This window comes from Romboutsia sp. D33t1_170424_H2 (genome assembly GCF_015669105.1).
GTDB lineage: Bacteria > Bacillota > Clostridia > Peptostreptococcales > Peptostreptococcaceae > Romboutsia_C > Romboutsia_C hominis.
Map to the genome: position 1 here is coordinate 36735 of NZ_JADOZQ010000001.1, position 13229 is coordinate 49963.

Genomic DNA, 13229 nt, shown 5'->3' on the forward strand with positions numbered 1-13229 from the left:
TAGTAATAATAGTTTTAGGGGGGACAAACTAATGAATAAAAGAAAAACTATATATAGAGGTTTTAATAAAAGACGAAAGAAAAAAACGTTAAGATTAATTTTAATTATGATTCCTGTTATATCAATAGGAACATTTGGAGCTATTAAATTAAAAAATAGTGATATTGTAAAAATTATGGATGAAAAGATTGCATCTTTTAAAAGTATAAATATTAAAGAGGACAAGTTTAAAGGATTTGAAGACTTTGGAATAAAAGAAGTTTCTGAAGAAAATAACAAAGAAGAAGTTGAAAAAAAAGTTGTAAAAGAAGCTAGTGAAAAAGTAGAAGGAGATGTTAAAGTAGCTATAGCAGATTCTTGGAGTTTATATACTATTCAAGTGGCATCAATAGATAATGAAAATGAAATGAATAAAATAGAAGCTAAATTGAATGAAAATAATTTACCTTTTTCTGTTATAGAAGTTGATGGAACAAAAAAAGTACAGACGTATTCATCATTTAGCAAAGATTCATTAAAAAATAATATAGATAGTGTTAAAAAAGTTTTTGATGATGCATTTATATCAGAACTTAAAGTACCAGTATTATCTATGAAGTATACAAGTAAGTACTCATATTTAGGTGAATTATCAAATTTTTTAAATGAATTGGTATCTAATTTTAAGTTAGAATCAGAATTTTGGGATAAAAGTAATGAAAATATTGATGTAAAAGAATATAAAAAAATATTAACAGATAGAAAAAATATAGTGGCTAATATGAAAAAAGAGGCCGATAAAATTGATTATAAACCAGCTGATTTATTTAAAGAGAATTTAATTAAGTATGTTGATGGTTTGGATGAAAAAATAAATATCTCTGTTGAATCTATAGAAAAAGGAGAATATAGTATGGCAAAAAGCTTATATTTATCATCAATGCAGGGATATTTTACATTTATAACATCAATAAGTAAGGCTTAAAAGGACTGTTTTATTAACAGTCTTTTTAAGTTGATAAAGTTTTAACAATAGTTAAGTTTTAATATGATATATAGTATACTTATACTAAGGGATAGGAATGTTTAAATACATAAGTAAGGGGGTAAAGGAATGAAACTCTTAACTTTCAAAGGAGGAATACATCCTCCATATAAAAAAGAGTACTCAGAGAAAAAAGCTATTGAAATAGCTAAGTCACCAAAGGTAGTTTATATACCACTTCAACAACATATTGGTGCACCTGCTAAAGAGATAGTTAAGGTTGGGGATTTAGTAAAAGTTGGTCAAAAAATAGGTGAGCAACAAGGATTTGTTTCTTGTAACGTACATTCTTCTGTATCTGGCAAAGTAATAGCTATAAAAGAACATGAATTAGCTGGTGGAAGAGGCACATGTATTGTTATAGAAAACGATTTTAAGGAACAAATATACGAAAGCATAAAACCTAAAGGGAATTTAGAAGATTTAAGTAAAGAAGAAATTGTATCAATAATAAAGGAGGCTGGAATAGTTGGTATGGGAGGAGCTACTTTTCCAACTCATGTAAAGCTATCACCACCACCAGATAAGAAAATTGATACTGTTATATTAAATGGAGCTGAGTGTGAACCATATCTAACAGCAGATCATAGGCTAATGCTTGAAAATCCAGAAGATGTAGTTTATGGATTAAAAGTACTTATGAAATCTTTAAATGTATCAAAGGGATATATAGGAATTGAAGTAAATAAACCTGATGCAATTTCTGCAATAGAAAAAGAAGCTCAAAAATATGATGATATTGAAGTTGTAGGTCTAGAAGTTAAGTATCCACAAGGGGCAGAAAAACAACTTATATATGCATGTACTAAAAGGGAAGTTCCATCCGGTGGGCTACCTATGGATGCAGGGGCAGTAGTAAATAATGTGGGAACAGCAGCACAAATTGCTAAAACTATAAAAACAGGAATGCCATTAATAGAAAGAATTACTACTGTTACAGGTAGTTGTATAAATGAACCAAAAAATTTAGTTACAAAAGTTGGAACACTAGTATCAGAGATAATAGACCAATGTGGAGGCTTTAAAGAAGATAAGATAGTTGGGAAGGTAATAATGGGTGGTCCAATGATGGGACTAGCGCAGTATACAATAGACATACCTACAAATAAGGGAACATCAGGTATATTATGTTTAGACGATGAAGAGTCTAAAACACCAAAACCACAAAACTGCCTAAGATGTGGTAAATGTCTAACAGTATGTCCAGCATTTTTACAACCGTTATATATAAGTGCTTATTCTTTAAAAAATGATTTTGAAAGTGCAGAAAGTTATAGAGCTTTAGATTGTATAGAGTGTGGATCTTGTTCATTTGTTTGTCCAGCAAGAAGACCGCTACTTCAATCAGTAAGAAATGCAAAAAGGGAAATTATTTCAAATAGAAGAAAAGAATCAGCTAAAAAATAATTGGGGCTAGGGGGAATTTAAATGAATAATAAATTGATTGTATCGTCTTCTCCGCATGTGAGAAGTAACCAAGATACGTCTTACATAATGAAACAAGTAATAATAGCTTTACTACCTGCTATGGCATCAGCAGTGTTTCTTTACAGATTAAGTGCATTAAATGTAATTTTCTTCTGTACAGTAGGAGCAGTAGGATGTGAATTTTTATATCAAAAATTAACTAAACAAGATGTTACTATAGGAGATTTTTCAGCAGTAGTTACAGGAATATTATTAGCATTTAATGTGCCAGCATCTCTTCCATGGTGGATGTGCATATTAGGCTCAGCGTTTGCTATAATAGTGGTTAAAATGGTTTTTGGTGGAATAGGAAATAACTTTTTAAACCCAGCATTAGGTGCAAGAGCATTTTTACTTGCATCATTTCCAGTAGCTATGACAGCTTGGACAATACCTGGAGTTAACTGGGTAAGTTCGGGAAATATAGATGCATATACAACAGCGACTCCATTAAGTTTTCTAAAAAGTGGAGCAATAGGCATATCAGAATTAACATCAAATGGAATTAGCCTAACAGATATGGTAATAGGTAATATAGGAGGATGTATAGGGGAAACATCATCTATATTCATAGTACTAGGTGGGCTTTATCTAATCTATAAGGGAATAATAAATTACATAATTCCAGTATTTTACATAGGAACAGTTTTTATATTAGCATTTATACTAGGAGGATTTGACATAAACTTTGCTATATATCAATTAGCGGCAGGTGGACTTATGTTAGGTGCATTTTTTATGCTTACAGATTACACAACATCACCTATGTCCAAAGCAGGTCAAATTGTTTATGCTATTTTAGCAGGAGTTATAACTATAGTTATAAGAATGTATGGTGGATACCCAGAAGGAGTTTCATATTCTATATTATTAGCCAATGTAGCTACTCCACTTATAGACAAATACATGAAAGGTAGAGTATTTGGGGAGGTGGCTAAATAATGAAAAATATATTAAGGCTAGGAGCCATATTATTTACAATATGTGCAGTAGCAGCTTTAGCACTTGGGTTTATAAATCAAATAACAGCGCCAATTATTGAAGATAGAAATATACAAGCAAACAATGAATTAAGACAATTAGTGCTTGAAGACGCAACAGAATTTAAGCAATTAGATAAAAAGGTAATAGAAAATATCGATGGATTAGAAGAGGGGATAGTATCAGAAGTATATGAAGGTATTAGTGGAAGTGATGTTGTTGGATATACTATAAAAACTTTACCTAGCGGATATGGTGGGGTTATGGAAGTTATAGTAGGGATATCAAAAGATGGAAAAATAACAGGAGTAAATATTGGAAATATGGCTGAAACTCCAGGGCTTGGAACGAAAGCAAATGAACCTAATTTTAAAGGGCAATTTAGTGAAAAAGAAGCCAAAGAACTTAGTGTAGTAAAAGGTAGTGCAACAAGTGATAATCAAATAGCTGCGATTTCAGGGGCTACAATAACATCTGAAGCTGTAACTAGGGGAGTTAATGCAGCAATAAAAGTATTTAATGAAAGCTTGAATAAATAGGGGGAAGAATATGAGATTAGGTAAAATATTCAAAAATGGTTTAATAGATGAAAACCCAGCCTTTGTCCAAGTAATAGGTATGTGTCCAACATTAGCTGTTACAACATCAGCTATAAACGGATTAGGTATGGGATTATCTACAACAGCAGTTTTGATTTGTTCAAATATAGTTGTTTCATTAATTAGAAAGATAGTGCCAGATAAAATAAGAATACCAGCATTTATAGTAGTAATAGCAACGTTTGTTACAATAGTTGGTATGCTTTTAAAGGCATATGTGCCTTCACTTGATAAAGCACTAGGGCTTTTTATACCTTTAATAGTTGTAAACTGTTTAATATTAGCACGTGCAGAAAGTTTTGCATCTAAAAATGGTTCTGTTGAATCAGCTGTAGATGGATTAGGTATGGGACTTGGGTTTAGTTTAGCATTAACAGTTTTAGGAACTATAAGAGAAATACTTGGAAATGGAAGTATATTTGGAATGAGTATATTTGGAGCTTCATTTGAACCTATATTGCTATTTATACTTCCTCCTGGAGCCTTTTTAACATTAGGTTTTCTTTTAGCAGGATTTAATAAAATAAGAAGTAAAAAAGCGTAGGGGGGTGGATTAAATGAATTTAGTACTTATATTTTTAAGTGTAGTTCTTGTTAATAACGTTATAACAAGTCAGTTTTTAGGTATATGTCCATTCTTAGGAGTTTCTAAAAAAGTTGATACTGCATTAGGTATGGGAGCAGCAGTTACTTTTGTTTTAACATTAGCATCAATAATAACATACTTTATACAAGAACTATTGGTTATAACTAATAATGAATTTTTACAAACTATAGCGTTTATACTAGTCATAGCATCTATAGTTCAATTTGTTGAGATGGTAATACAAAAAATGAGTCCAGCCTTATATCAAGCGTTAGGTGTATTTTTACCATTAATAACAACTAACTGTGCAGTTTTAGGTATAGCTTTAGTGAATGTAAATGAGGGGTATAACTTAATTGAAACTATAGTTAACGGATTTGGTGCAGGTATAGGATTTACATTAGCTATAGTATTATTTGCGGGAATAAGAGAGAGATTAGAACTAGCAGATATACCAGAAAGTTTTAAAGGGTTCCCTATAACACTTATATCAGCAAGTTTAATGTCTATTGCTTTTTTAGGATTTGCTGGATTAATAAAGTTATAAAATAGGGGGGGATAATATGTCTATACTTAATTCGATTTTTGTTTTAGGAGGTATGGGACTTATATTTGGAGCAATACTTGCATATGCTTCTAAAAAGTTTTATGTTGAGGTAGATGAAAGAGTTGAAAAAATATTAAGTATACTTCCAGGAGCTAATTGTGGAGGATGTGGATTTCCAGGATGTGGGGGATTAGCAAATGCAATAGTAGAAGGAAATGCCCCTGTAAATGGATGTCCTGTTGGAGGTTCTGATTGTTCTTTAAAAATAGGAGAAATAATGGGAATATCATCTCAAGAAGGTGAGAAAGAAGTAGCAAAGGTTATATGTAAAGGAAGATGTGATGTAGCAAAAGATAAATATACATATGAAGGTATTTATGACTGCAGATCAGCAGCTACATTGAACTCTGGAGCTAAATTATGCAAATATGGATGTTTAGGTCTTGGAACATGTAAAGATTATTGTAAATTTGGTGCTATATCTATAATAGATGGATTAGCAGTAATAGATGAAGAAAAATGTGTAATGTGTGGAAAATGTATTGAAGTTTGTCCAAAGGGAATAATATCGAAAAAGCCAGCAAAACAAGAAATTGTAGTTGAATGTAACAGTAAAGATTTTGGAAAAGAAGTTAAGGAAAAATGTAGTGCTGGATGTATAGGATGTGGAATTTGTGCTAAGGCATGTAAATTTGATGCAATAGAATTTGAAAATAAAATTGCTAAAGTAAACTATGATAAATGTGTAGGGTGTATGGTATGTGTTGAAAAATGTCCAACCAAAGTTATAAAAGGTAGCTTAGAAAATAGAAAAAAAGTTATGATAGAAGAAAGCTTATGTATAGGTTGTACTATTTGTAAAAAGCAATGCAAGTTTGACGCCATAGAAGGTGAATTAAAAAGTAAGCATAAAGTTGATAAGAAAAAATGCGTTGGATGTCATTTATGCTTAGAAAAATGTCCTAAAAAGGCTATTAAAACTATATAATATGGATAAGATAAAGGTATGGTTTTTTCCATACCTTTATTTTTTATGGAATTATAATAAATTTATAAATAAATAAAATCTACTCATTGAAATATAACAATTATGTTACAAAAATCGTTCGACATTTGTGTTGAATTTTTTACAATATAATGATAGACTAAATAAGTACAATTCTAAGTACCAAATGAGGTGATAAAATGAATATAATCTTAGCATCAGCATCTCCTAGAAGGAAAGAAATTCTAGAAAATATCAACGTAAAATTTGATATAGTTAAAAGTGATATAGATGAGGTTATATTAGAGGATGAGTTACCACCTCAAGTGGTAATGAGACTTGCATTTGAGAAAAGTATGGATGTAGCAAAATCTAATCAGGAGTCTTTGGTTATAGGAGCAGATACAATTGTTGTGTTTAATAACACAATATTAGGGAAACCAAAGGACAAAGAAGATGCTATAAATACTATTAGGTTATTATCTGGAAATACTCATGAAGTAATAACAGGTATTAGTTTAATTAATTTAAGTGCAAATAAAAAAATAATCGATTATGTAGTTAGTAAAGTTAAATTTAAGGACTTATCAGAAGATGATATAAATGATTATATTAATACTGGTGAGTCATTAGATAAAGCTGGAGCATATGGAATTCAAGGGTATGGATCATTACTAATTGAGGAGATACAAGGTGATTACTTCAATATAGTTGGATTACCTATATCAAAGTTAAGTGATTTAGTCAAAACGCACTTTGATATAAACTTTTTTTATGGAGGATGATATAACTGAAGGACTCTTTTGATGTTAAAATGACTTTAAAGAATATGACATTAGAAGAAAGACCTAGAGAAAAGATGCTTGTTAAAGGAGAAAAATGCTTATCTAATTCAGAGTTGTTAGCAATTATTATCCGAACAGGCACTAAATCAAAAAATGCTATTGAATTAGCTAATTATATCATAAATAAAGACACTCAAGGTATAAGATACCTAAAGGATATGACCATAGAAGAGTTATGTGAAATAGATGGAGTAGGACTATCTAAAGCAACGCAAATAAAGGCAGCGCTAGAACTAGGGTCTAGAATCGCTAGTTTTAAGCCTAGTCGATATAAGGTAAAAAACCCTTGGGATATATACAAGTATTATATGGATATTTTAAGATATGAAAAGCAAGAGGTTTTTAAGGTGGTTCTTTTAAATACGAAAAATGAAATAATATCAGATGTAGAAGTATCAAAAGGTACTTTAAATTCTTCTTTAGTACATCCAAGAGATGTATTTAGAGAGGCTATAAAACGAAGTACAAATAAGATAATTCTAATGCACAATCATCCATCTGGTTCTGTCGAGCCATCAAATGAAGATAAAAACATTACATCAAGACTTATTAAGTGCGGAGAACTAATAGGAATAGAAGTAATAGATCATATAATCATAGGTGACGGATTATATTTTAGCTTTAAAGAGAGTATGATAATCTAATTGGATATAGTAAGGAAGGAGAATTAAGTATGTCTAAGGAAAAAAAAGAAAAAAAAGAGAAAAAAGGGTTAATGTCGATGTTTGGATTTAAAAAGATGACAAAGGATATGGGTATAGATTTAGGTACAGCAAATACTTTAGTTTATATAAAAGGACAAGGTATAGTAGTAAGAGAACCATCTGTTGTTGCTATAAGAGATGATAGCAAGGAAGTTTTAGCAGTTGGAGAAGAAGCTAAAAAGATGATAGGTAGAACACCAGGTAATATAGTAGCTATAAGACCTATGAAAGATGGGGTTATAGCTGATTTTGATGTTACATCAGCAATGCTTAGTTACTTTATACAAAAAGCAGCAGCTAAAAAGGGTGTAGTAAGTCCTAGAATAGCAATATGTGTACCTTATGGCGTTACAGAAGTAGAAAAAAGAGCTATAGAAGAAGCTGCAAGACAAGCAGGAGCAAGGGATGCATACTTAATAGAAGAACCTATGGCAGCTGCTATAGGAGCTGGTCTTAGAGTTGAAGAGCCAGAAGGAAATATGGTTGTAGATATCGGTGGAGGTACTACTGAAATAGCTGTTATATCTTTAGGAGGTATAGTTACTGCTAAGTCAATAAGAATTGGTGGGGACGAGTTTGATGAGTCTATAGTAGCATATGTTAAAAAAGAATATAACTTAGCTATAGGGGAAAGAACAGCTGAAGATGTTAAAATAAGCATAGGATCAACATTTAAAGGTGATCAAGAAACTAATATGCAAATAAGAGGTAGAGACTTAATATCAGGTCTTCCTAAAACAATAGAAATAGGATCAGCAGAAGTTAGAGATGCTTTAAAAGAGCCTATAAACTCAATAGTAGATGCGATAAAATCAACTTTAGAAAAGACACCACCAGAATTAGCATCAGACATAATGGAAAATGGAATAATGTTAACTGGAGGGGGAGCATTACTTAGAGGTCTTGATAAGTTAGTTAAACAAGAAACAGGCATGCCTGTTACAATAGCAGAAAGCCCACTAGATTGTGTTGCTTTAGGTACTGGTAAATCAGTAGAAGACCAAGAAATATTTGAAAAAGTATTAATGATGAATGCAAGAAAGTAATTAAAAGTTGGTGATATCTTTGAGATTTGATAACAATAAAAAAGGGAAGAAAAAGATCAACGTTAAAGTGATAGCAACAGGAACTGTTGCTATCACTTTAATTGGAATTATAGGAATATCAATAGGTAAATTTTCAGGTAGAAATCCAATAGGTCCTGGACCTATTTTAGATGCTGTATCTGCTGTAGAATCGACATTTAATAAAGGTTTTAAATTCCTAGGTGATGGCCTTGGTGATCTAATTAATTATAAGAAAAATGCTAATAAAATAGATAAGCTAGAAAAAGAAAAGAATGAGTTAAAATTAGAAATAGCTGAATTGAATAAAAAACTAGATGAAGTAGAATCACTAGAAAGTTTAAAAAAATCATTAAACTTTATAGACGAAAAGTACGAAGCTAAGTCTGTAGCAGCTAGTGTTGTCTCAAAAAATGATGGCAATTGGTACGAAAGTTTTGTACTAAGCGCTGGTAGTGCAGATGGAGTTAAAAAAGATAGTTTAGTAGTAAATGGTAATGGTTTAGTTGGTATGGTATATGAAGTTTCTAAAAACTATAGCAAAGCAGTTTCATTACTTGATAGTAAATCATCAGTAAGTTTTAGACTATTAAAAGACTCTAAATTTAAAGGCGTATTAACTCAAAACTCTACTTTAGATAATAAGGAAAACTACAAAAATAAAGGATATTTATATGGATATATGTTTGATAGTAATTATGATGTAATCCCAGGAGATGTAATTGTAACATCAGGGCTTGGGTTATATCCAGAAGGTATACCTATAGGTGAAGTTGATAAAGTTATAGATGACAAGAATAAATCTATGAAATCTGTAGTTGTTAAACCTTATGCTGATTTTAAAAATATAGATGATGTTAAAATCATTGAACCTAGAAATATAAGATAAAGGAGACTATAGATATGAAAAGAGTTTTACTTTGTCTTTTAGGTATTTTGTTAGTTATAGTAGAAGGTAGTGTTACTAACTATATAAATATATTTAGCGTGAGCTTTAATATAGTAATAATATATATGACTATTATATCTCTGTATTTAGATGAATTAGAAGCAGGTATAATAGGTGCTATAGTAGGTTTAACTAAAGATATAGCCGTAGGTGGAATATTTGGAGTTAATGGTTTAATATTATTTTTAACTTCTTACACAATAAGCCATTTAAAAGATAAAATATACAAGGAAAGTAGTATGACTATATTTGCGCTAGTTTTTTTAACTACGCTAGTTGATTCTATTGTAAATATAGCAACCACTATCTTGGTTTATAATAGCTATGGAATAGTTAAGTTACTGATTGTAGGAATTTTAATAATGCCTACTTTAAATAGCCTTTTAAGTATTATTTTATACAAAATATCTAAAAAATCTATATTAAAACTAAAAGAAGATTAGTTGGTGATTTAATGGAGAAAAACAAAAAGATAGATAGATTATTGATAATAAAGAGAATCATCATATGTGTATTTATAGTTATTTCCTTTAAAATATTATATATGACTATTTTTAGACATGACTATTATAAAGAATTAGCTGAAAATAAGACATATAAGGAATTACCTATAAAAGCTCCAAGGGGAGAAATAAGAGATAGATATGGACGTCTAATTGCAGGAAATAAAAATTTATTTACTGTACAAGTATCTGCAGATGGTATAAGCAAAAAAGGCGCAGATGGTAAGCCTATGGCTAATGAAATATCATTAGACATAATTAATCTTTTAGAGTCTAATAAAGAGCAATATATAGATGAATTCCCTATATACTTTAAAAATGGTAAATTCTATTATACGTTTGATGATAAAATAGATAAATACAAAGAAGAAGAAGGTATACCAAAAGAATTAAATGCTAAAGAAAGTTTCTACTTTATTGTAGATAAGCTAATTAGTGAAGGTGTACTTACGAAAGAAGATAGAAATTTAGACCCTAGTAAGCTACAAAAAAAGCTTAATGAAAATGGAGAATATCCTCCTATACTTGTAAGTAAATGGATGTTTACTGAAGAAAAGAATAAAAAAGATTGGTTAGAAAGCTATAAAATAAAAAATCCTGATATTAGTGCTAAAAATGCATTTAGAGATATTAGAAATGACTATAAGATAGACCCTAAGCTAAGTAATACGGACGCTAGAAAAATACTTATAGTTAGAGACCTTATAAAATCTCAAGGTTATTCTAGATATAATCCAGTTACCATTGCAAAAGATATAAATCAAAATACAATATCTCAAATTGAGGAAAAAGGAATGGAACTTCCAGGGGTATCTGTGGCAGTAGAGCCAGTTAGATATTACCCAGAAACAAATTTAGCTTCTCACATAATAGGTCATATGGGTAAAATGCCATATAATCAAGAAGAGAAATATCTAAATCCTGAAAAAGAAGGTAAAAAGTACTCAAAGGGAGATACAGTAGGTATAACTGGTGTTGAAAAGAGTTATGAAGAGAAGCTTAAAGGTGTTGATGGGCATAAAAAAGTTCAAGTAGATGCACTAGGTAGAGTAACAAAAGAACTAGATGTACAAGAACCGCAATCAGGAGATACTGTATATCTAAGTATAGATAAAGACCTACAAGAAGTAGCTCAAGATGTATTAAAGAGAACTATAGATGTAGCTAGAACAGCAGGAACTTTCAAAAGTCCTTTTGGAAATAAAAGTTTTTCACAAGCTGCACCTCGTGCAAATTCAGGAGCTGTAGTAGCTATAGATGTAAAAACTGGGGATGTATTAGCTATGGCTAGTTATCCAGATTACGATCCTAATAAATTTGTAAATGGTATATCTTATGAAGACTATGAAAAATTACAACCTAAAAATAAAAATGATGTACTAGCACCTAACGCTCAAGTAAACTTAGCTACTCAAGGGGTATTCCAACCAGGTTCTACATTTAAAATGGTTACAGGTATGGCAGCTATAGATAATGGAATGAATCCAAATTACACAATAAATGATCCAGGTGTTATAATGCTTGGAAATAGACCATTTGCCGATTATGTATGGCATAAGTCAAGAAGTAATCATGGAGCAACAAATTTATACAAAGCTATACAAGAATCATGTAATATCTACTTCTACACAATTGGTAGTGGTGAAAATAGAGTAGGTGGGAAAGACCCTAATGTAAAAATAGGTCCAAATGATACTCTTAAATATGCTAAATTATTTGGATTAGATGATTATACAGGTCTTAATGACGAAATAGATGAAAAAAAGGGTAGTGTACCAAGTATAGAAACTAAATTAAAATCAGCTAAAGCTTTACTTAGAACATTTTTAGAGAAAGAAATGAAAAATAAGTTTACTGATATAACTAAGGAAAAGAATGAAGCTGAGTATGAAAAAAGAATAGATGAAATTGTTAGTTGGGCAGACGAACCAACTACAGTCACTAGAGGTGAAGCTATTGAAAGGCTTGCTAAGTTAAATGTTAAAGAAAAAGACATAGAGCCTTTAGCTGATGAAATAGTGTTTAATCACTTAAAATTTGCTAAATGGAGTATAGCAGATACATTTAACTTATCTATAGGACAAGGTGAGAATCAATATACGCCAGCTCAAATGGCAAGATATACTGCAGCCATAGCAAATGGTGGTGATTTAGTTGATTTATCAGTTATAAATAGAGTTGTACCTAGTGATTATAAATCTGTTGATATTGATGAAAATAAAAAAGAAAAGATACCATTTAAAAATAGTGAAAATCTAAAGCATATAACTGAAGGTATGAAGAGAGTTACGACTTCAAGTTCTGTTAAGAGTTTATTTAAGAACTTCCCTGTTAGTGTAGCAGCAAAAACAGGAACAGCTGAAAAAAGTGGTAAGATACCTACAGAAAATGAGGTTGATTATTTAAAAAGCCATATGGGATCTTATGGAGTGGCTTTAGATCAAGCGCTAAGTCTTGCGGAAACTCTTAAAGAGGGAAGAGAGCAAGAGTTATCAGAGGAAAGAGAAAAAGAGTTAAAAGAAGAGCTAAAATCTAAAGATATAACTGAAGAAAGAAAGAAAGAAATAGAAGAAGAATTAAAAGAAGGTGTAAGCGTTAAATTAGATAAAAATGATGATAAAATAAACGCTGCATACCTAAGAAAAGCTATAAAACAATTAAACCCTAAAATAACAGATAAAGAAATAGATAGATACAAAGCAGATTATGATTCTTTTGCATGGAGTGTAGGGTTTGCACCAGCAGATGATCCAGAGATAGCAGTTGTATGTATGATACCTCAAGGTGATTCAAGTACTTATGCAATGTTACCTGTAAGAGAGTTAATAGGAACATATCTTGGATTGACAGATGATTATTTAGCAGCTAATAAAGGTACTGCTAAGAAAGAAGAAAGTAGTAATAAATCGAATAATGATGATATAAATTTTGCTTCTCAGATGAAAAAATAAGAGGAAAAAAATATTTTTTGAAGA

13 protein-coding genes are annotated in these 13229 nt (G+C 30.6%); all 13 read left to right on the plus strand.

All coding sequences use genetic code 11. The features are described from left to right. Nucleotides 1-31 precede the first annotated feature (31 nt). The 13 genes from I4U66_RS00225 (at nucleotide 32) to I4U66_RS00285 (ending at nucleotide 13205) form a co-directional block, all read left to right on the plus strand. Nucleotides 32-964 (plus strand): hypothetical protein, encoded by a 933-nt coding sequence (locus I4U66_RS00225; RefSeq protein ID WP_092927282.1) that lies wholly within the window; start codon nucleotides 32-34, stop codon nucleotides 962-964. A 129-nt stretch (nucleotides 965-1093) separates the two neighbouring features. Beyond that, nucleotides 1094-2431 (plus strand): electron transport complex subunit RsxC, encoded by a 1338-nt coding sequence (gene rsxC, locus I4U66_RS00230; RefSeq protein ID WP_195580834.1) that lies wholly within the window; start codon nucleotides 1094-1096, stop codon nucleotides 2429-2431. 21 nt (nucleotides 2432-2452) lie between these two features. After that, nucleotides 2453-3433 (plus strand): RnfABCDGE type electron transport complex subunit D, encoded by a 981-nt coding sequence (locus tag I4U66_RS00235; RefSeq protein WP_092927278.1) that lies wholly within the window; start codon nucleotides 2453-2455, stop codon nucleotides 3431-3433. Further along, nucleotides 3433-4011, plus strand: a complete 579-nt coding sequence (locus I4U66_RS00240) for an RnfABCDGE type electron transport complex subunit G (protein ID WP_092927276.1) — start codon at nucleotides 3433-3435, stop codon at nucleotides 4009-4011. The genes I4U66_RS00235 and I4U66_RS00240 overlap by 1 nt, the downstream gene beginning before the upstream one ends. A 10-nt stretch (nucleotides 4012-4021) precedes the next feature. Further along, complete coding sequence (gene rsxE / locus I4U66_RS00245) at nucleotides 4022-4615, plus strand: electron transport complex subunit RsxE (protein WP_092927274.1); 594 nt, start codon at nucleotides 4022-4024, stop codon at nucleotides 4613-4615. Nucleotides 4616-4628: 13 nt separating this feature from the next. Next, a complete protein-coding gene (gene rsxA / locus I4U66_RS00250) occupies nucleotides 4629-5204 on the plus strand; it encodes an electron transport complex subunit RsxA (protein ID WP_092927272.1) in 576 nt (191 codons plus the stop codon). Between the two features lie 16 nt (nucleotides 5205-5220). Further along, nucleotides 5221-6192, plus strand: a complete 972-nt coding sequence (locus I4U66_RS00255; protein ID WP_195580835.1) for an RnfABCDGE type electron transport complex subunit B — start codon at nucleotides 5221-5223, stop codon at nucleotides 6190-6192. A gap of 197 nt (nucleotides 6193-6389) precedes the next feature. Next, nucleotides 6390-6974 (plus strand): Maf family protein, encoded by a 585-nt coding sequence (locus tag I4U66_RS00260; RefSeq protein ID WP_092927269.1) that lies wholly within the window; start codon nucleotides 6390-6392, stop codon nucleotides 6972-6974. Between the two features lie 44 nt (nucleotides 6975-7018). Further along, nucleotides 7019-7678, plus strand: coding sequence for a RadC family protein (gene radC, locus I4U66_RS00265; RefSeq protein WP_141664395.1), 660 nt, complete (start codon nucleotides 7019-7021; stop codon nucleotides 7676-7678). Nucleotides 7679-7707: 29 nt separating this feature from the next. Then, nucleotides 7708-8784 (plus strand): rod shape-determining protein, encoded by a 1077-nt coding sequence (locus tag I4U66_RS00270; protein ID WP_092927265.1) that lies wholly within the window; start codon nucleotides 7708-7710, stop codon nucleotides 8782-8784. Between the two features lie 10 nt (nucleotides 8785-8794). Continuing rightward, the gene (mreC, locus tag I4U66_RS00275) at nucleotides 8795-9691 is read left to right on the plus strand and encodes a rod shape-determining protein MreC (protein WP_240276287.1); all 897 of its coding nucleotides are present in this window, start codon (nucleotides 8795-8797) and stop codon (nucleotides 9689-9691) included. Nucleotides 9692-9705: 14 nt separating this feature from the next. Then, a complete protein-coding gene (mreD, locus tag I4U66_RS00280) occupies nucleotides 9706-10194 on the plus strand; it encodes a rod shape-determining protein MreD (protein ID WP_092927261.1) in 489 nt (162 codons plus the stop codon). 11 nt (nucleotides 10195-10205) lie between these two features. Further along, a complete protein-coding gene (locus I4U66_RS00285) occupies nucleotides 10206-13205 on the plus strand; it encodes a penicillin-binding transpeptidase domain-containing protein (RefSeq protein WP_092927259.1) in 3000 nt (999 codons plus the stop codon). Nucleotides 13206-13229 lie beyond the last annotated feature (24 nt).